This is a genomic window from Streptomyces sp. NPDC032745, from assembly GCF_055579465.1.
This window is the reverse complement of the sequence record NZ_JBVING010000001.1, coordinates 318,921-337,362: the sequence shown is the minus strand read 5'-3', so window position 1 is coordinate 337,362 and position 18,442 is coordinate 318,921. Positions and strand designations below refer to the sequence as shown.

At 71.5% G+C, this 18,442-nt stretch carries 13 protein-coding genes; 4 read left to right on the top strand and 9 right to left on the bottom strand.

The window, feature by feature from the left end; all coding sequences use genetic code 11:
* Positions 1-15: 15 nt before the first annotated feature.
* The 9 genes from ACZ5WG_RS01465 to ACZ5WG_RS01425 form a co-directional block, all read right to left on the bottom strand.
* Complete coding sequence (locus ACZ5WG_RS01465; RefSeq protein WP_468719822.1) at positions 16-1,803, bottom strand: ABC transporter ATP-binding protein; 1,788 nt, start codon at positions 1,801-1,803, stop codon at positions 16-18.
* Positions 1,800-4,997: a lantibiotic dehydratase gene (locus tag ACZ5WG_RS01460; protein ID WP_468719820.1), complete on the bottom strand. Its 3,198-nt coding sequence runs from the start codon at positions 4,995-4,997 to the stop codon at positions 1,800-1,802. The genes ACZ5WG_RS01465 and ACZ5WG_RS01460 overlap by 4 nt, the downstream gene beginning before the upstream one ends.
* Positions 4,998-5,022: 25 nt before the next feature.
* Positions 5,023-6,360 (bottom strand): lanthionine synthetase C family protein, encoded by a 1,338-nt coding sequence (locus tag ACZ5WG_RS01455; protein ID WP_468719818.1) that lies wholly within the window; start codon positions 6,358-6,360, stop codon positions 5,023-5,025.
* Positions 6,357-7,268, bottom strand: coding sequence for a sulfotransferase family protein (locus ACZ5WG_RS01450; RefSeq protein WP_468719817.1), 912 nt, complete (start codon positions 7,266-7,268; stop codon positions 6,357-6,359). The genes ACZ5WG_RS01455 and ACZ5WG_RS01450 overlap by 4 nt, the downstream gene beginning before the upstream one ends.
* Before the next feature lie 123 nt (positions 7,269-7,391).
* Entirely contained in the window at positions 7,392-7,574 is a 183-nt protein-coding gene (locus tag ACZ5WG_RS01445) for a hypothetical protein (RefSeq protein ID WP_468719815.1), read from the bottom strand.
* Between the two features lie 100 nt (positions 7,575-7,674).
* Complete coding sequence (locus ACZ5WG_RS01440; protein WP_468719813.1) at positions 7,675-9,156, bottom strand: PqqD family protein; 1,482 nt, start codon at positions 9,154-9,156, stop codon at positions 7,675-7,677.
* A gap of 86 nt (positions 9,157-9,242) precedes the next feature.
* A complete protein-coding gene (locus ACZ5WG_RS01435) occupies positions 9,243-9,380 on the bottom strand; it encodes a hypothetical protein (RefSeq protein WP_468719812.1) in 138 nt (45 codons plus the stop codon).
* 174 nt (positions 9,381-9,554) lie between these two features.
* Positions 9,555-11,459, bottom strand: a complete 1,905-nt coding sequence (gene typA, locus ACZ5WG_RS01430; RefSeq protein WP_468719810.1) for a translational GTPase TypA — start codon at positions 11,457-11,459, stop codon at positions 9,555-9,557.
* Positions 11,460-11,787: 328 nt separating this feature from the next.
* Positions 11,788-14,208, bottom strand: a complete 2,421-nt coding sequence (locus ACZ5WG_RS01425) for an ABC transporter family substrate-binding protein (protein ID WP_468719808.1) — start codon at positions 14,206-14,208, stop codon at positions 11,788-11,790.
* A 350-nt stretch (positions 14,209-14,558) separates the two neighbouring features.
* Here ACZ5WG_RS01425 and ACZ5WG_RS01420 point away from each other — a divergent pair, with 350 nt between their 5' ends.
* The 4 genes from ACZ5WG_RS01420 to ACZ5WG_RS01405 all read left to right on the top strand — a co-directional run bounded on the left by ACZ5WG_RS01420 (position 14,559) and on the right by ACZ5WG_RS01405 (position 18,419).
* Positions 14,559-14,789, top strand: a complete 231-nt coding sequence (locus ACZ5WG_RS01420; RefSeq protein WP_468719806.1) for a hypothetical protein — start codon at positions 14,559-14,561, stop codon at positions 14,787-14,789.
* Between the two features lie 117 nt (positions 14,790-14,906).
* Positions 14,907-15,728, top strand: coding sequence for a hypothetical protein (locus tag ACZ5WG_RS01415; RefSeq protein ID WP_468719805.1), 822 nt, complete (start codon positions 14,907-14,909; stop codon positions 15,726-15,728).
* Between the two features lies 1 nt (position 15,729).
* Positions 15,730-17,649 carry a fumarate reductase/succinate dehydrogenase flavoprotein subunit gene (locus ACZ5WG_RS01410; protein ID WP_468719803.1) on the top strand — a complete coding sequence of 640 codons (1,920 nt, stop codon included), beginning with the start codon at positions 15,730-15,732 and terminating at the stop codon, positions 17,647-17,649.
* Positions 17,646-18,419 (top strand): succinate dehydrogenase/fumarate reductase iron-sulfur subunit, encoded by a 774-nt coding sequence (locus ACZ5WG_RS01405; RefSeq protein ID WP_468719801.1) that lies wholly within the window; start codon positions 17,646-17,648, stop codon positions 18,417-18,419. The genes ACZ5WG_RS01410 and ACZ5WG_RS01405 overlap by 4 nt, the downstream gene beginning before the upstream one ends.
* Positions 18,420-18,442 lie beyond the last annotated feature (23 nt).

The window sequence follows — 18,442 nt, the reverse complement described above, 5'->3', positions numbered from 1 at the left end:
GCCGCGCCACGGGCCTCACTGGTAGCCGGCCGCCTGCAGGTCGAAGAGGGAGCAGTACAGGCCGCCGGATTCCATGAGGTCCTCGTGCGAGCCCTGTTCCAGCACGCGGCCCTCGTCGATGACGACGATGTGGTCCGCGGTCCTGACGGCGGAGAACCGGTGGGCCACGAGCAGCGAGGTGGCCCGGTCGTGCACCCGGCGCAGGACGTCGAAGACCTCCGCCTCCGAGGCGGCGTCGACGGCGGCCGTGGGCTCGTCGAGGATCATGATCGGAGCCTTGCGGACGACGGCTCGGGCCAGGGCCACCTTCTGCCACTGTCCGCCGGAGAGCTGGCGCCCGCCGGGGAACCAGCGGCCGAGGGTCGTGTCGAGCCCGCGGGGGAGCTCGTCCAGGAATTCCAGCGCCCCGGCGGTGCTGGCGGCTTCCCGGATGCGGCGGTCGTCGGCCAGTGCGGACAGCTCGCCGAAGCCGATGTTCTCCCGGGCCGGGGCCTCGTACTGCTGGTAGTCCTGGAAGATCATCCCGATGCCGTCCCTGAGCTCGCCGAGCGCGTAGTCGGCGATCGGGCGGCCGTCGATGAGGATGGCCCCGCCCGTCGGCTCGTAGAACCGGGTCAGGAGCTTGAGCAGGGTGGACTTGCCCGCCCCGTTCCTGCCGACCAGTGCCACGCAGGAGCCCGCGGGCACGGTGAAGGACACGCCGTCGAGGACCGCCCTGCTCGCTCCGGGGTAGCGGAACGAGACGTTGCGGAACTCGATGCCCCGTCGCAGCACGGGCGGCAGGGCCGGTCCGCCCGCCTCGGCCGGAGCCTCCTCCATTTCCAGGAAGGAGAACAGGTTGCCGAGGAAGAGGTGGTTCTCGTAGAGCTGCACACCGCTCGCGAACAGGCCCTTCACCGAGGCCTGGATCAGGGCGATGCCGGCGATGTACCCGGCGAGCACCCCCACCTGCCCGGTGTGCAGGGCGCTGCGCACCGCCAGCACGAGCGCCACGGCGGTGGCGGCCGCACTGAGCAGGCCGAACAGCCCGGTGGAGAGCGCCTGCCGCCGCTCGATGTCCCGGTCGGTCGCGTAGAACTCCTCGACCAGCGCCCTCGAGCGCCCGAGGAACAGCGGCACCAGGCCGAAGAGCCGCGTCTCCTTGTACGTCTGGTCGTTGGTGAGCAGGTGCTCCAGGTAGACCAGGCGCCGGCGGCCCTCCGCCCGCGCGTGCTGCACGGCGTGGGTCCGGCGGCTGAAATGGAGGCCGACCAGGGCGGAGGGAAGCGGCGCGAGGCAGATGGCGAGGGCGACGGGGACGCTCGCGCGCAGCAGCACCGCCCCGACCGATACGAAGGACACCGCGGCCGCCCCGAACGCCAGCAGCTGGAAGAACACCTGGAGCGGCCGGAACAGCGCCTCGCGCGTGGCGCGTTGCAGGCTGTCGTACGTGTCGGCGTCCTCGAACTGCGGGAGGGACAGGCGCGTCGCCTTCTCCATGATCGTCAGCCCGACGGCGTCGGGGAGCCTGCTGCGGAGCAGCGCCTCGTGGTACGCCTCGAAGACGGACAGGACGTGGCCGGCGACCGCGAGCCCGGCCAGGCACGCGGCCCCCGTGAGTGCCGGGCCGGCGGGCCCGCCCACCGGGCCCGCCGGCCCGCCGCCGGACGACGCGTCCACGACGGCTTGGACCGTGAGCGCGGTGACGTACACCTGGACCGCCGGAAGCACCGCGGCGGCCACGGAAGCGGCGCCGAGGGCCAGCACCTGGCGCGGGCTGATGTCCCACAGCAGCCCCAGGACCCGCCGCCACGGCCCCGTCACGGCCGGCCCCGGACGGCGCGCAGCGCGAGCGCCCTGAAGTCGTGGCACCGCTGCTCCCGGTCCCGGTCGATCCCGAGAACCCGGTTGGTCTGCATGTGCGCGAGGCTCTCGCGGATCTCCGGCTCCGTGCCGATCAGCCGGCCGGAGTCGGCCAGCGCGCGGACGAGCCGGCCCGCCCCGGACACCGCGCGGGCCTGGACGGCCAGGGCCGCTGCCAGGTCGGCAGCCCACTGCCGGGCGAGCGGGTCGGGGCGCACGTCCCACGGGCTGATCAGGTCGCAGAGGGTGGCCCGCACCGTACGGAACCGCTCCCGGGTGTCGGCGGCGATGCCGTGCCGTACGCGCTCCGGATCCGGACCGGTCCCCCACTGGCCGTAGAACGCGTCCAGGGCGAACGCGTTGGCCACCTCGGGGTCCAGGCCGGGCCGGGCGCGGAGCAGGCCCACCAGGGCGGTCGCCGTGTCACTGCCCGCTTCGAAGGCGGCCTCCACGGCCTCCATGGCCGCCGCGCCCCCGTAGCGTTCCAGCTCGCGGTCGTAGGAGACCACGGCGAGATCCCTGGCCGGCCCCTCGTCGACCAGTGCCTTCGCCCAGCCGACGAGCCGCACCAGGGCGGCGGCGGGATCCGCCCCGGGGGCGCGCCGCACCCGCACGCGCAGGTGGGGGTGCGGATCGGCGTACCGGATGTAGAACCAGCGGTCGATCAGCCCGTCCGCGCGCAGCTCCCGGACGAGGTCCGGCAGCCGGCCCGTGAGGATGTCCTCGTGCCGTGCGGTGGCGGCGTAGAGCTTCACATGGCTCCAGTCGCCCCCCGCGCTCTGCTGCCTGGCGTGTGCGGGCGCGGCGGCGAGCTCCCGGTCGGCAGCGGCCGCGTCGGCGGGGGCCACCGGGAGGGACCGCGCCACCGCGGTCTTGCGGGCCAGCAGCGGCACGACGATCTCGTTCGCGTACGAGCGGCCGTCGGCGTCGCGCAGCCAGGACGCGGAACCCTGCACCTCCTCCTCCAGCACGAGCCCGCCCCGTGGACCCGTGCCGCCGTCGGCGCGCAGCTCCCGCCGGATCTCGTCCACGCACACGGGGTTCTCCAGGTCGAGGAAGAGCCTGCGGTCGTACAGCGAGAGGTGGACCCGGCGGGGCACCTGCCAGGTGGTCCGCCAGGCCTGGAAGGCGTCGAAGAACCGCGCCCCGTCCCCGGTCGGCTCGGCGCAGTCCCCGGGGAAGCCGTGGGTGCCGGGGCCGAAGCGCCACCGTGCGGGCTTGAGCACGAGGCGCCCCCGGGTCACCCGGGGCAGGTACGGCACGTGGTCCAGGGCGCCCCAGGTGAACTCGGCGTGCGGCGCCCAGCCGTCCTCGGACACCTCCACGAGGAAGCGGCACGCATTGGGTGCGGCACTCACGTTGACGAGGTGGCTCTGGGTGACCTTGAGCTCGCGGTCGAGCCGTGCGGACCTGAGGTAGAAGCGCTCCTCGGTGGCGCCCACCAGCACGTCGGAGAGGGCGATCCGGCGCACTCCGCCTCCCGTGGGCCGGGTGTTGACGCAGATCTCATGGCTCCGGAGCGTGGGGTGGATGGCGATGTTGCCCCTCCGCGCCTCCAGGTGGGTGTAGTCCAGCTCGGCGAAGACGGTGTCGGGGCAGAGTGCCTCCTCGGCGGCGGCCAGTTCGTGGAGGCGCTTGCGGAACCCCTCGCCGAGGAGGTCGAAGAACCGTCCCCCGAATCCTCCGCCGTCGCGCATGGCAGCCGGCTGGAGCACGAACCTCCAGTTCCCCCGGTCGAGTTGCTCCACCGACTCCGCCGCGATCTGGCCCATGACGTCCAGCGAGGGCTTGAGGCCCGGGCCGGAGCCGCCCTCGTCCACCGGCTTCCACGCGTCCAGGAACTCGTCCGTGATCTCCACCTCGCGACGCCCCTGGTGCAGGGCCTCGGTCACGAGCGCCGCGAGTGCCTGCTCCCGGTGTACGGGCTGCCGGGCGGGGAACGGCTCGAAGGGCAGCTCGCGGGCGGGGAACTCGTACGTCTCGGGTGCGTCGAGGCCGGTCTCCGGACTGAGCAGGTCCAGTACGGGCACCTCCGCTCCGACGCCGTAGCGCCGGAGGAACTCCCGGTGGTAGACGGCCAGGTGGTGCGGCCGGCCCGGGGCGTGCCCCAGTCGCAACAGCACCTCGGCGGCTTCGGCCGCCGCGGCGGCGACCTGGGAGCCGAGGGTGGCACCGGCCAGGTCGAGCCGGGCGTCCACGTGGTACGGGCTCGCCGTGTGCGCGGGCACCACCGACCGCTGGTGCTCCCCCAGTTCCGCCGAGCGGCGGTCGGCCTGTTCCGGTGGCGCGAGGTCGGCCGCCGCGGCGAGCTCGCGGGTCCGCCGGAGGGCACTGCGGTAGCGGCCGGCGCCGGGCAGTCCGTCCAGACGGTCGAGGACGGCCTGCTCCGGACAGGGGTCCGTCATGGCCGGCCTCAGATCGCTGGTCAGCATGCCCAGCTCCCACAGCCGTTCCAGCAGCGCGGTGATCTTCTGCGGAGGCACACCGGGGAACTCCCGGCCGGCCCGGGCGGAGAGCTCCGTCCAGCGGGGGCCTGCGGCGGCGAGGGCGAGGACGGTGTCCACGGCGGGCGTGGCACGGACACTGGCCGACTGCCGTTCCGGCTTCCCGTCACCGCGGTTCGGGGGCAGGGTCAGGCGGTCGGCGCCTCGCCGGAGCAGCGGGTTCACCACCACGGTCAGTTCGCCCCGCAGCGCCGGGTCGCCCTCCATCTCCTTGATCAGCTCGAGGAGCCAGCCCGTGTCCGCGCGCGTCCTCGTGGCGGCCGGCCGTTCCCCGGTCCGCGCGAGGGTGGTGTCCTCACCGAACTCCCCCGCCGCCACCTGTGCGAACAGGCCGTACGGGGTGGACCGGGTGCTCATCCTGGAGACGTAGCGCAGGAGCGAGCCGTGCACCCGGTCGGCGGCCCTGCCCGTCGCGCCCGGGGCGAGCCGGTCGAGGTCGTCCGCCAGCGTGTGGCTCGCCGCCCGCAGCGCCCGACGCACCAGGGGGCGGTCCGCCAGCTCCCGCAGCAGCTCCCGGGCACCGCGGCCCGTACCGTCGAGCGCGCGGAGGTACGGGTCCACCGGCAGGGTCGGCGTACGGACGAGGAAGAACCCCGCCGGCGTGTACAGGGCATCGTGGTCTTTCGGCGAACTGCCGCTCGGCCGTGTCATTCGGTCACTACTTTCCGCAGGTCGGTCAGGCGATGAGCAGAGCCCGCTGCCAGCGCCGGGAGACGGGCGCTGAGACGGTCCACAGCGCGGCGGCGACTCCGGCCGCGCCGCACAGGAAGTCCGGGTTGTCGATCCGCAGGCCTGGTCGTTCGTGGTTCTGCACGCCGAACGGCAGGTCGTCCCGGCAGTGCGCGAGCAGGCGCTCCGTGAGTACGGGGAGGAAGGCCCGGGCCACGGCGCTGTCCGTCGTGCGGGCGAACACCTCGCAGAGGGCGAGCAGGCCCGCCAGCCCGTGGCAGAGCGTGGGCGACAGGGCGTCCAGTTCGGCTTCGGCCCTTCGCAGGGCTCCTTCGAACGCGCCGACGGCTACGGCCCGCAGGCCTCCGTCGGCGAGCGAGTCCGCCGTGGCGAGAAGGGCGGCGGCGATGCCCGGGGCTCCGTAGCACCAGGCCGTCCGCGACGGATGGGCGGCCGTGAGGCGGCTGCCGTCCGCAGCCAGCGGGACACCGTTGGGCCAGTTCGTGCCGAAGCCGTCCGGCACGGCCGCCGACTCGAACAGGCCCACCGCCCGGTCGACGGCCTCCCGCATGCCGGGGCGGCGGTGGCCGGACCGCCAGGCGAGGGCCAGCGCGGCGAGCGGTCCGGGAACACCGTGCGCGAGGCCCAGATTGACGTATCCGTCCGGGTACTCGGCCTCGTACTCGGGCAGCGGATAGTGCTCCGGCGGGATGGTCCAGCGGGACTCCGCCCCGTCCCGGGCCGGGGTGCAGAACCGCACGAGCGCGTCGATGAGCTCCCCGACGCATTCGCGCACCGCGGCGTCCGGCCGGGGCACCGTCAGCAGGAAGCCCAGGACGCCGGACGCGCCCTCCAGGGCGTCGTAGTCGTCGAAGCGCGCCCGTCCGTCGACCACCTTCCCGCCCCGCACCTGCATCTGGTGTGCGAGCAGGCCGAGCAGTCCTGCGAGCGGGCGCCGGTAGCGGTGGTCGTCGGCCGCGAACTCGGAGAGCGCCAGCGCGAGACCGGCCGATCCGGCGGCGATGCCCGGCCTCGTCAGGGGCTTGGCGTGGGTGCTCCGCACCGCCCGGGTCAGCGCCTGGTGGGCGGCATTCCGCCACCGGACGGCCGTATCGGGGTGGGCCTGCGCGGCCATGCGCAGGAGCAGGGCGATTCCCGCGTCGCCCACGAGCAGCGAGCTCGCATCACGTGGACCGGGCGTATTGGGATCCGGGACCGACGCGGCCACCCGGTCGGCGACGTATCCGGGGTCGGCGAGGCGGGAGGAGATCATCGCCGCCGTGTGCCGCACCTCGGCCGCCAGGCTGCGGTCCAGCAGCTCCGCCGCCGGGGCCGAAGTGCTCATCGCTCGTATCCGAACGTGTCGAGCAGGTGGCCGAACCGGGCGTCGAACCGCTCTACGTGACCGGGGGTGAACTTCTCCCGCCAGCGCCCGGCACGTCCCTTGTTCAGGGTGAAGGACTTCGGGTTGAAGATCGAGTCCGCCACGGATTCGGCGTCGACGTCCTGGCCCACCCATGCGGCCACGCGCCGGACGGCGTCGAGCTGCGCGGCGCGGCTGCCGCCGCCCTGCGGGCCGACGAGCTCCTCGAAGGAGACGCAGCAGACGTTCGGATGACGGAGGAAGCTGATGGCCGACTCGAAGTCCGACAGCAGGGGCATCTGCGGGTCGGACAGCGCGTAGTCCAGTTTGTCGCCGTAGTCCTGGATCGACTCCATGATCGGTCCGAAGATCGCCGACTCCGGGTACCGCTGGAACGTGAGCCCGTTCTTCTTGGACAGGAAGTCGACGAGCGAGACCAGGACGTCCCGGGGGTCGCGGTAGTTCAGGATGACCTTGGGCGAACCGGAGTTGGTCCATTCGGCGAGGAACGTGTTGTCCATCCGCCATACGTCCGCCGAGTGGAAGATCCAGCTCACACCGGGCGGCGTGGAGGAGAACGGGGCGGTCCAGATCTCCGGCCGCATCTTCACACCGAAGTGCGCCTCGGGCGCGATCGCCTCCACGTGGGACAGCGGCGCCACGGCCAGCCGCGTCTGCCAGGCCCACGCCAGCTGGAGCCAGACCTGGTCGGTCGTGCGGATGAACCCGTCCCGGTCCCGCCGGTGGTCGAGCGCATCGAACTCGGCGGGATCCAGGAATCGCGCCGCCATGTCGAGCCGCTCATTGATGCTGAACGCGGGGCGGCCGGCGGCCGGCGGCACCGGTTCGCCGTAGACGCGATAGCCGAGCCGCACGAGCAGCTCCTGCACCAGATGAGTTCCGCTTTTCCGCGGAGAGATGACGAATACGCGTTCGCCGGACATTCAGACCACCTTGTACGTGAGCCAAGGCGGCCCGCCCTTTCGGGCGGGCCGCAGCTGATCGGCTGATTGCTACTTGCACTTCCCGATCGAGGAGCTGACGCACGACAGGACGCACGTGCCCTTGCAGGTGTTCCAGTTGCTGAAGCTTCCCTCGATGGTCTCGATTTCGGCGCTCACGTCGATGCGCACATCGAGGTCGAAGTCGTCGGCGACGAATTCACGGGAAACCGCCGGAGCCGTGGAAACAGACATGTTCTTCTCCTTGTTTTCTTCGATCAGGAACAGGTGAATCATCACCCGGCAGCTGTCCCGGATTCCTGATTCGAATGTCCTTGAGTTGTCCCGGGTTTTCTCACAGGACGAGGCCGGACGCCGTCAATTCGGAAAGGGAGGCGTCCACATGGACCTGCGCGGTGGCGGCGTCGACACCGGACCTGCGGCGGTATTCGTCCCGTACGGAGCCCACCTCGCGGCCGTCGCACAGCGAATAGATCAGCCAGGAGTGCGCGTTGAGCCAGTGCAGCGCGCCGGTCCGGGTGTTCGCCAGCAGCAGTTCGCCCCACTCCGGCAGCGGCCGGGCCAGGGCCGTGGCGGTGCGGCGCACCACGGCGTGCGGCGGGCGGGGCCAGGGTGCGGCCGGGGCATCGGCGGGGGGTGCGGGCGCCGGCGGCGGCGCGGGCAGGGCGAAGTCCTCGCCCAGCAGGGCGAGCGCATCGAGGAGCCACCGCATGAACTGCCGGCCGGCCGCGGTCAGCCGGTCCTCCGGGAGGCCGAGCACGTACCCGGCCAGGTAGCGGGCGCGCTCCAGGCTGGTGCCGAAGGTGCCCTCGCGGGCCGCCTCGGTAGCGGGGCTCACCTCGTCGATGACCTCCCCCGCGGGCGGCTCGCCGAATTCCGCCCGCAGGTCCGGGCCGGCGTTGCGGGCGGCCTCCTGGAACACCAGCAGGTGCACGTAGAAGTGGAGCGCCACCAGGACCCGTACGAGCCGCCAGGGCGTCTGCCGCCACGGGATCGGCGCGAAGTGGTCGGGGTCGGTCAGCAGGGCATCCGAGCGCAGGGCGTCGAACAGCTTGAGGTGCACGCTCTCGTGCAGCAGGGTCTCCGCGACCGTCCACGGGTCGGCCAGGCGCTCCGGGGCCATCAGGATCGCCGACGGCAGCGGATCGCCGCCCGAGAGGGACTGCAGGGGCCCGTCCGCGGACTCTCCGCGGGTGAAGCCGACCACGGAGACGTGCCGCAGCACGCTGGACCCGACCCGGGGCAGCAGCCGCGTCAGCAGGTCGGCGCCCTGCGCGAGCCGGCGGCACATGTCGGGGTTCGGGACGACGGGGTCCGCGGCCGGGCCGCCCTCGATGCTGCCGTCGTACAGCGTGCGCAGCCGCGCCGCGAGCTTGCCCGGGACGCGGTCGGCGGGGCTCATCTCCGTCCACAGCCAGGCGGACCCGTACGCCGGCCACGGGCGGACGTGCGGGGTGGCCATCCGCTCGCAGGGCCCCATGTGCGCGGGGTCCGGCGGGATCCTCGCCGCCAGCGCGCCCAGGCCGAAGCCGTCCTGGAGGCCGTTCTCCAGCTTGACCATGTCGTCCTCGAAGGCATTGCGCAGCACGGGGTCGCCGAGCAGCGGGAGGAGCTGCTCACGGGGCGAGCGGGACATGCGCCGCAAGGTCTCCGCGTGCCGCTCGTCCTTGAGCGCCAGCAGTTCGAGCCCGAGGACGAAACGGGCCGCATTGCGCTCCTCGATCGCCCGGGAGTCGCCGAACCGGCGGTCGCCCACCAGCATCTCGTCGGCATGGCCGACCCGGTCCATTTCATTGATTGATGCAGTAAGCGACATCGAGACACCGTCCGGTACGGGAATTCTGAAAGGGGTCGGGAAAAAGGACCGGGGAGGGCCCGTACGGACCCTCCCCGGTGTTTGGTTCACGCGGCTGCGGGCGTGGCCCAGTAGGCGGGAACCCAGGCGCGCTCCTCGGCCGAATCGCGGCCGATCCGCGGCACGTTCTCCATCGCCAGCCAGTTCTCGGCCAGTACCGGGAACTCGATCTCCACCTGCGGCATGACAACTCCTATTCGTTTCCCTGCATGAGCGGACTCCGCCAGGATGGTCGAATTCGGTCCCGCATTCATGAGGCGGCTGTCCCGGGTTTTGTCCTGGCCGCCGCGGGCACGAAAAAGCCCGGCCCCGCACGGAGATCCGTGCGGGGCCGGGCTGTGAGCCGTACTGCGCAGGTGTTACTTGCCGGACTTGGCGCGCGACGCGGTGCGCGAGCGCTCCTTCTGGTCCAGGACGACCTTGCGGATGCGGACGGCCTCCGGGGTCACCTCGACGCACTCGTCGTCGCGGCAGAACTCCAGGGACTGCTCCAGGGAGAGCTTGCGCGGCGGAACCACGTTCTCCGTGTTGTCCGCGGAAGCCGCACGCATGTTGGTGAGCTTCTTCTCCTTGGTGATGTTCACGTCCATGTCGTCGGAGCGCGAGTTCTCGCCGACGATCATGCCCTCGTACACCTCGGTGCCGGGGTCGGTGAACAGGACGCCGCGCTCCTGCAGGTTGATCATCGCGAACGGCGTGACCGCACCGGCGCGGTCCGCGACCAGCGAACCGTTGTTGCGGGTGACCAGCTGGCCGAACCACGGCTCGTGGCCCTCGTGGATCGAGTGGGCGATGCCCGTACCGCGGGTGTTGGTCAGGAACTCCGTACGGAAGCCGATGAGGCCGCGCGACGGGACGACGAACTCCATGCGTACCCAGCCGGAGCCGTGGTTCGACATGTTGTCCATGCGGCCCTTGCGGATGCCCATGAGCTGCGTGACCGCACCCATGTGCTCCTCGGGCACGTCGATCGTCATGCGCTCGACCGGCTCGTGGACCTTGCCGTCGATCTCCTGCGTGACGACCTGCGGCTTGCCGATGGTCAGCTCGAAGCCCTCGCGGCGCATCTGCTCGACCAGGATGGCGAGCGCGAGCTCACCACGGCCCTGGACCTCCCAGGCGTCGGGACGCTCGGTGTCGAGGACGCGCAGCGAGACGTTACCGACCAGCTCGCGGTCGAGGCGGTCCTTGACCTGGCGGGCGGTGACCTTGCGGTCCTTGACCGCGGACTTCGCGTCCGCGCCCTTGCCCGTGCCGCCGCGGCCGACCAGCGGCGAGGTGTTCGTACCGATGGTCATGGAGATCGCCGGCTCGTCGACCGAGATCAGCGGCAGCGCGACCGGGTTCTCCGGGTCGGCCAGGGTCTCGCCGATCATGATGTCGGGGATACCGGCGACCGCGCAGATGTCACCCGGGCCCGCCACCTCGGCCGGCTTGCGGGTGAGCGCCTCGGTCATCATCAGCTCGGTGATGCGGACGTTCGACATGCTGCCGTCACGCTTGATCCACGCGACGGTCTGGCCCTTGCGCAGCTCGCCCTGCTCGACGCGGAGCAGCGCGATGCGGCCGAGGAAGTTGTCGGCGTCCAGGTTGGTGACGTGGGCCTGGAGGGGGGCCTCCTCGTCGTACACCGGGGCGGGGACGTGCTCCAGGATGGTGGAGAAGAACGGCTCCAGGCTGTCGCTGTCCGCGGGGACGGTGCCGTCCTCGGGCTTGGTCAGCGAGGCGATGCCGTCACGGCCGCAGGCGTAGACGATCGGGAACTCGATCTGCTCCTCGGTCGCGTCCAGGTCCAGGAAGAGGTCGTACGTCTCGTTGACGACGTCGTCGATCCGGGAGTCCGGGCGGTCCGTCTTGTTGATGCAGAGGATGACCGGCATCTTCGCCTGCAGGGCCTTGCGCAGGACGAAGCGGGTCTGGGGCAGCGGACCCTCGGAGGCGTCCACCAGCAGAACGACGGCGTCCACCATCGACAGACCGCGCTCGACCTCACCACCGAAGTCGGCGTGGCCGGGGGTGTCGATGATGTTGATCGTGATCGGGGCCCCGCCGTCCTTGGGGTGATACTTCACCGCCGTGTTCTTGGCGAGGATCGTGATGCCCTTCTCACGCTCCAGGTCGTTCGAGTCCATCATGCGGTCGTCGAGGTGCTGGTGGGCGGCGAAGGCACCGGCCTGCTTGAGCATGGCATCGACGATGGTCGTCTTGCCATGGTCGACGTGGGCGACGATGGCGACGTTACGGATGTCGTGGCGCGTGGGCACTTCGGCGCTTCTCCCGGGATCGTGGATGGCGTCGCGTACGGTCCGGCACGCGCGCCTCGACCGGGCGGAAAACCTGCCACGGCCTTACCCCATCGTACGTCGCGTGGCGGGAACCGCTCGCCGGGGGGTCTGTCAAGAGGCCGGACGACTGAGAAGGGCCGGGTGTGGGGTGGGGTGTCCCGGCCTCGGGTCCTGCGGGATTGCTGCGGGTCAACAGGCGTGGTCAATGGGTATGACACGACCTTGCCCGCCGGAGATCCGGCGGGCAAGCGACTTGAGTCACATCTGAGCTTGTGAGCCGAAGCTCAATCTGTCTGGCCCCGTTTTGTCACTTCTTCTTCTCCTGCTTTTCCTTGGCGGCTTGAGCCTTCTTCCAGCCGATGTCCTGGAAACGGGGGGTTCCGAGGCCGAAGGCGCCGGCATTGGCCAGGTTCGGCTTGGCGGCCACCAGCTCGGGGCGCTGGTACAGCGGGATGGAGCCGGCGGCGGCCCAGATCCGGGCGTCGGCCTTGCGCATCAGCTCGCGCGAGGCCTCCTCGTCGAGCTCGCCGAGCGCCTGGTCGAAGAGCTGGTCGATGTGGTCGGTGCCGACCCGTGTGTAGTTCTGTTCGACGAGGAGCGAGCCGTCGGCGGCCGGCTCCGGCTTGGCGAAGATGGGGCGGGCGTCGGTGGCCGGGTAGGCCGTCGCCGGCCAGGAGTAGAGCGCCAGGTCGTACTGGCCCGAGGCGATGTGGTCCTTGAAGAAGCTCTCGTCGGCCACCTTCGTCAGCTCGGTGTGCACGCCGAGCTTCTGGAGCATCTGGGCGATCCGCTCGCCGACCGTGCGCAGGGCCTCGGAGCCGGGGCCGGCCGGGAGGACGAAGCGCAGGGAGAGCGCCTTGCCGTCCTTGGCCAGCATGTTTCCGGAGTTGCGGCTCTGCTTGGCCGGGGCCGGCGCCGGGCTGGGGCTGCTCGCGGTCCTGCCGGGCTCGGGGGCGGCCCCGTCGCGGGCCGGGCCGCTCTTGGCGTCGTCGGCGGTGTCCGCGGCGTCCGCCGGGGCCGCCGCGCCGGGGGCGTCGGCGCCGAGGGCTTCGGCCTGGGCGAGGAGGGCGGCCCGCTGCTCGTCCGCGAGGGGGGCCGCGGCCAGTACCGGGGAGAGGCGCCCGCCCTGGGCGAGGGGGTCGTTCCCGGCGCCCTGGTCGCCCTGGTCGCCCTGCCCGGGCGTTTCCGCGCCCGTCTTGATCGCGGACCTGACCGCCGGGAGCCGCCGGTCCAGGCTGTCGCCGTTGCGCTCGTCGGTCTCGCCCACGATGTAGAGGCCGTCGTTGCCGGTGCCCGGACCCGACGGGGTCTTCGAGTCGTCCTGGCCGTCCTCCGCGTTCTCGGAGCCGGCCTTCGCGCCCACCGGCTCGGTGAGCTTGCCGCCCCGGCGCCAGCCCGCGTCCGCGAGCAGGGCCTCGGCCGCGTGGACGTCCTTGCCGCCGAGCGCTTCGCTGTTGTCCGCGTAGGCCCGCTGCCCGGCCAGCGCCACGTGGCTGCCGACCGGCTTCGCCGGCAGGCCCAGGGGCTTCAGTACGATCTCGGCCAATTCCTTGCGGTCCAGGGCCCGGGCCACCGCCCGCCGGACCCGCTCGTCGGCCAGCGGGCCGGCGGACCCGTTCAGGGCGAGCTGGGTGTACGCCGGCTCCAGGGACTTGCGGACCGTGAAGGCGCGCAGGGCCGACTGCTCGTCGGCGTACTTCTTCGCCGCCTCGCCGTTCTGCGCCCGGTTCTCCCGCTCCGTCGTCGCCTTGCCCTCGTCGGCGCCGTACGCGATGGCCCACGACAGCGTGGCCTCGGCCGGGGTGACCGAGGCGCCCGGTCCGTGCGCCGGGGGCCCGCCCGAGCCCGGGGTATGCGCCGCGTCCCGGCCGGCCAGCGCGATCCGGTCGGCGCCGGCACGGTCGATCTCCGCCAGGTCGACCTTTCCTGCGGCCAGCGCGGCCGGGCGCTCGGCCCGCGGCACTGCGGTCAGGACCAGCGTGTCCAGCTTGGCCGGCCGGCCCCACCAGCGGGCGTTGCGGGTCAGCGCCGCGGTGCCGGTCTTCTTGTCGATCGCTCCGAGGTTGAAGGGTCCGGCGGTGACCTTGAGGGTGCCGCGGGCGCCCTCGTTGAAGGCGTCCGGGGTGCCGGTGACCTGCTTGGGGTAGAGCGGGGAGAACAGGGAGCGCCAGTCGGTGTACGGCTTGGCGAAGGTGACCTTGACCTCGAGGTCGGTCTTGCCGCGCTCGATCTTCTCGATCCGGTCGTATCCGGCGTTGCGGGCCGTCCAGTAGGCGGAGTCCTTGCCGCTCAGGGCCCGCCACTGCGCCACGAAGTCGGCGGCGCCGATCTCGCGCCCGTCGCTCCACACCGCCTGCTGGTTCAGCTTGTACAGGACGACCTGCTTGGGCTCGCGCTCGACGACCGCGGCCTTCTCCAGGTAGTCCGGATTGGCCACCGGCCGGCCCTTGTCGTCCAGCGTGAACAGCTGGGGCAGCACCGCCCCGGCGATCCGGTTGGTGGTGGCGTCCGCATCGGCCTGGAAGGTGTTCAGGGTGTCCGGGAGGCTGTCCACGGCCCAGCGCAGCACCCCGCCGTCGGCGACCTTGTCGCGGGTCGTGGCCGCGATGTCCTGGCCGGCGGCCACGGGACCGCCCTCGTCGTCACCAGCGCCGCAGCCCGCGAGCAGCGGCAGTGCGAGGACTCCCGAGGTCAGGAGCGCCAAGGACCTGCGCCTTCTCTGGGACATGGGTGGTACCTCCGGGGCGGGGCGTGAAAGGGGGCAGCTTGATCACGTTTGGCGGTATATGGAGCTGATCACACTGGGTGCCGCATCACACTGAAATCCACCGCCCGCCGCACCTCTCGCAGCCGGCCCTCGCCACGCCGCGAACCCCACCCGTGCGGACCAATCCCACTTGCGTCACGGACGGGCGTTCCCTCGGAAGAGGGATCAAAATGGGAGCAGGGAGGGGCGCACAGATTGCGCCTGCGCGCCCGCAATCGCTGCACGTCCCTTCACAACGGGGGACGGGAGGCGCGACACTCGCAGGCGCACATGAGCGTTGCCACCGCAACCAGCGGAAGTGAGGGCAAGTCATGTCCCTGCAAGACGATTTGACCGCCGTACGACGCAACCTGAACGAGCTGGTCCGCTCGGTCGAGCGGCTGGAGCGAGACGTCAAGGACGCAGCCCGGCAGGCCCCGGACACCCCGCGGGCCCCACGCCAGGAGGGGATGGTCTCCGTTCCGGACGCCCCGTACGACAGCTCGCTGTGGAAGGACGTCGACGACGAGGGTCTCGGCGCCCGCGACCGCCGGGCACCCTGACCCTGGCGTACCCGGCCCCGCACCCCGCACGCGCCGGCACCCCCGCACCCCACCAGGCCCAGCCGTCCGCGGCTGGGCCTCGTGGGTCACCCGTCATCACTCCACCCGGAGTCCCCTTTGGCCACAGGCACGGAACCACCCCGGCAGCTGACCGGCGTCCACGACGCGTCCCGGGCCGCGATCGCCGCCCGGCACCTGCGCACCGACCGGTGGTGGCTGGCCCCCGCCGTCACCGCGGCCGGACTGCTCGCCTTCATCGTCTACTCGACGTGGCGGGCCTTCGCCAACGCCGACTACTACGCGGCCCCGTACGTCTCCCCGTTCTACTCCCCGTGTCTCGCGGAGAACTGCCAGGAGATGCGCGGCGGCCCCAACCTGGACCTGTTCGGCAGCTGGTGGGGCCTCTCCCCGGCCCTGCTGATCCTGATCTTCCCGCTCGGCTTCCGGCTGACCTGCTACTACTACCGCAAGGCCTACTACCGGGGCTTCTGGGCCTCGCCGCCCGCGTGCGCCGTCGCCGAGCCGCACACGAAGTACACCGGCGAGACCCGCTTCCCGCTGATCCTGCAGAACATCCACCGGTACTTCTTCTACGCGGCGCTCCCGGTCGCGGGCATCCTCACGTACGACACGGCGCTGACCTTCCGCAACGACCGCTACGAGTGGGGCCACATGGGCCTCGGGACGCTGCTGTTCCTCGTCAACATCACGCTGATCTGGGCCTACACGCTGTCCTGCCACTCCTGCCGGCACATCATGGGCGGCCGCCTGCGCCACTTCTCCAAGCACCCGGTGCGCTACCGGCTGTGGGGCTGGATCAGCCGGCTCAACACCCGCCACATGCAGCTCGCGTGGGCCTCGCTGATCAGCGTCGCCCTGTGCGACTTCTACGTGTACCTGCTGGCCAGTGGCACCTTCACCGATCCGAGGTTCTTCTGAGATGGCTCAAGTCGACCGGCAGCAGTGGGACGTGGTCGTGGTCGGTGCCGGCGGCGCCGGGCTGCGGGCCGCGATCGAGGCACGCGAGCGGGGCAAGCGTACGGCCGTGATCTGCAAGTCCCTCTTCGGCAAGGCCCATACGGTGATGGCGGAGGGCGGGATCGCCGCCTCCATGGGAAACGTCAACGAGGGCGACAACTGGCGGGTGCACTTCCGCGACACCATGCGCGGCGGGAAGTTCCTGAACCAGTGGCGGATGGCGGAACTCCACGCGAAGGAGGCCCCGGACCGGGTCTGGGAGCTGGAGACCTGGGGCGCGCTCTTCGACCGCACCCCGGACGGGAAGATCTCCCAGCGCAACTTCGGCGGGCACGAGTACCCGCGCCTCGCGCACGTGGGCGACCGGACGGGCCTGGAGCTGATCCGCACCCTCCAGCAGAAGATCGTCCAGCTCCAGCAGGAGGACTTCAAGGAGTTCGGGGACTACGAGGCCCGGCTCAAGGTCTTCCAGGAGTGCACGGTCACCCGGGTCTTGAAAGATCGCAGCCTGAAGGACGGGCAGAGGGTCTCGGGGGCCTTCTGCTACGAGCGCGAGTCCGGCCGGTTCTTCGTCCTGGAGGCCCCGGCGGTGGTCCTGGCCACGGGCGGGATCGGCAAGTCCTTCAAGACCACGTCCAATTCCTGGGAGTACACGGGCGACGGCCACGCGCTGGCCCTGCTCGCCGGGGCGCCCCTGCTGAACATGGAGTTCGTGCAGTTCCACCCGACCGGCATGGTCTGGCCGCCCTCGGTCAAGGGCATCCTTGTCACCGAGTCGGTGCGCGGCGACGGCGGGGTGCTGCGCAACAGCGAGGGCAAGCGGTTCATGTTCGACTACGTCCCGGACGTCTTCAAGGAGAAGTACGCGGAGTCCGAGGAGGAGGGCGACCGCTGGTACGAGGACCCGGACCACAACCGGCGCCCGCCCGAGCTGCTCCCCCGCGACGAGGTGGCCCGGGCCATCAACTCCGAGGTCAAGGCGGGCCGCGGCTCCCCGCACGGCGGGGTCTTCCTGGACGTGTCCACCCGGATGCCGGCCGAGCGGATCAAACGGCGGCTGCCCTCCATGTACCACCAGTTCAAGGAGCTGGCGGACGTGGACATCACCGCCGAGCCGATGGAGGTCGGCCCGACCTGCCACTACGTGATGGGCGGGATCGCGGTCGACTCCGAGACCGCGGCCACGGTCGGGGTCCCGGGCCTGTTCGCGGCGGGCGAGGTCGCGGGCGGCATGCACGGCTCGAACCGGCTCGGCGGTAACTCCCTCTCCGACCTGCTGGTGTTCGGGCGGCGGGCCGGCCTGCACGCGGCAGAGTACGCCGGCGGTCTCGCCGAAGCGCTGCCCGCGGTCTCCCAGGCGGAGATCGACGCGGCCGCGACGGAGGCGCTGGCCCCGTTCCACGCCGCCGAGGGCGCGGAGAACCCGTACACGCTCCACCAGGAGCTCCAGACGACCATGAACGACCTGGTCGGGATCATCCGCCGCGAGGGCGAGATGGCCGAGGCTCTGCGGAAGCTGGCGGGCCTGCGCGTACGGGCGGCCCGGGCCGGGGTCGAGGGGCACCGGCAGTTCAACCCGGGCTGGCACCTCGCCCTGGACCTGCGGAACATGCTGCTGGTCAGCGAGTGCGTGGCCCGCGCGGCCCTGGAACGCACCGAGAGCCGCGGCGGGCACACCCGGGAGGACTGCCCGTCGATGGAGCGCGACTGGCGCCCGGTGAACCTGCTGTGCCGTCCGGTGGACCCGGCGCCCGAGGACCCGGCCGCCGACCGGATCTCCCTCGTCCGGACCCGGACGGAACCCATCCGCCCCGACCTGCTCGCGCTCTTCGAGAAGGAAGAGCTGGTCAAGTACCTCGCCGAAGAGGAGCTGTACGAATGAGTACGTACGACGCGAGCTTCCGGATCTGGCGGGGCGACGCGGAAGGCGGGGAACTGCGGGACTTCACCGTCGAGGTGCACGACGGCGAGGTCGTCCTGGACATCGTCCACCGGCTCCAGGCCACCCAGGCCTCGGACCTGGCGGTGCGCTGGAACTGCAAGGCGGGCAAGTGCGGCTCGTGCAGTGCGGAGGTCAACGGCCGGCCGCGGCTGATGTGCATGACGCGCATGTCGACCTTCGACCGGGCCGAGACGATCACGGTCACCCCGCTGCGCGCCTTCCCGGTCGTCCGGGACCTGGTCACGGACGTGTCGTTCAACTATCGCAAGGCCCGCGAGGTCCCGGCCTTCGTGCCGCCGGAAGGGGTGGCTCCGGGGGCGTACCGGATGCAGCAGGTGGACGTGGACCGCTCGCAGGAGTTCAGGAAGTGCATCGAGTGCTTCCTGTGCCAGGACACCTGCCACGTGGTGCGCGACCACGAGGAGAACAAGCAGGTGTTCGCCGGTCCGCGTTTCCTGATGCGGGTCGCGGAGCTGGACATGCACCCGCTGGACGCGGCGGCGGAGGCGGGCCTGGACCGCAAGCGCACGGCCCAGGAGGAGCACGGGCTCGGCTACTGCAACATCACCAAGTGCTGTACGGAGGTCTGCCCCGAGGGCATCAAGATCACCGACAATGCGCTGATCCCGCTGAAGGAGCGGGCGGTGGACCGCAAGTACGACCCGCTGGTGTGGCTGGGCAACAAGATCCGCAGGCGCGCTGATCTGTAGCACCCCCGGCCGTTCACTTCGCA

Excerpts from the sequence above, each read along its gene's own strand:
- ACZ5WG_RS01460 (WP_468719820.1), bottom strand. The coding sequence starts at position 4,997 with ATGACACGGCCGAGCGGCAGTTCGCCGAAAGACCACGATGCCCTGTAC.
- ACZ5WG_RS01455 (WP_468719818.1), bottom strand. The coding sequence starts at position 6,360 with ATGAGCACTTCGGCCCCGGCGGCGGAGCTGCTGGACCGCAGCCTGGCG.
- ACZ5WG_RS01445 (WP_468719815.1), bottom strand. The coding sequence starts at position 7,574 with ATGTCTGTTTCCACGGCTCCGGCGGTTTCCCGTGAATTCGTCGCCGAC.
- ACZ5WG_RS01440 (WP_468719813.1), bottom strand. The coding sequence starts at position 9,156 with ATGTCGCTTACTGCATCAATCAATGAAATGGACCGGGTCGGCCATGCC.
- ACZ5WG_RS01435 (WP_468719812.1), bottom strand. The coding sequence starts at position 9,380 with ATGCCGCAGGTGGAGATCGAGTTCCCGGTACTGGCCGAGAACTGGCTG.
- ACZ5WG_RS01425 (WP_468719808.1), bottom strand. The coding sequence starts at position 14,208 with ATGTCCCAGAGAAGGCGCAGGTCCTTGGCGCTCCTGACCTCGGGAGTC.
- ACZ5WG_RS01420 (WP_468719806.1), top strand. The coding sequence starts at position 14,559 with ATGTCCCTGCAAGACGATTTGACCGCCGTACGACGCAACCTGAACGAG.
- ACZ5WG_RS01410 (WP_468719803.1), top strand. The coding sequence starts at position 15,730 with ATGGCTCAAGTCGACCGGCAGCAGTGGGACGTGGTCGTGGTCGGTGCC.
- ACZ5WG_RS01405 (WP_468719801.1), top strand. The coding sequence starts at position 17,646 with ATGAGTACGTACGACGCGAGCTTCCGGATCTGGCGGGGCGACGCGGAA.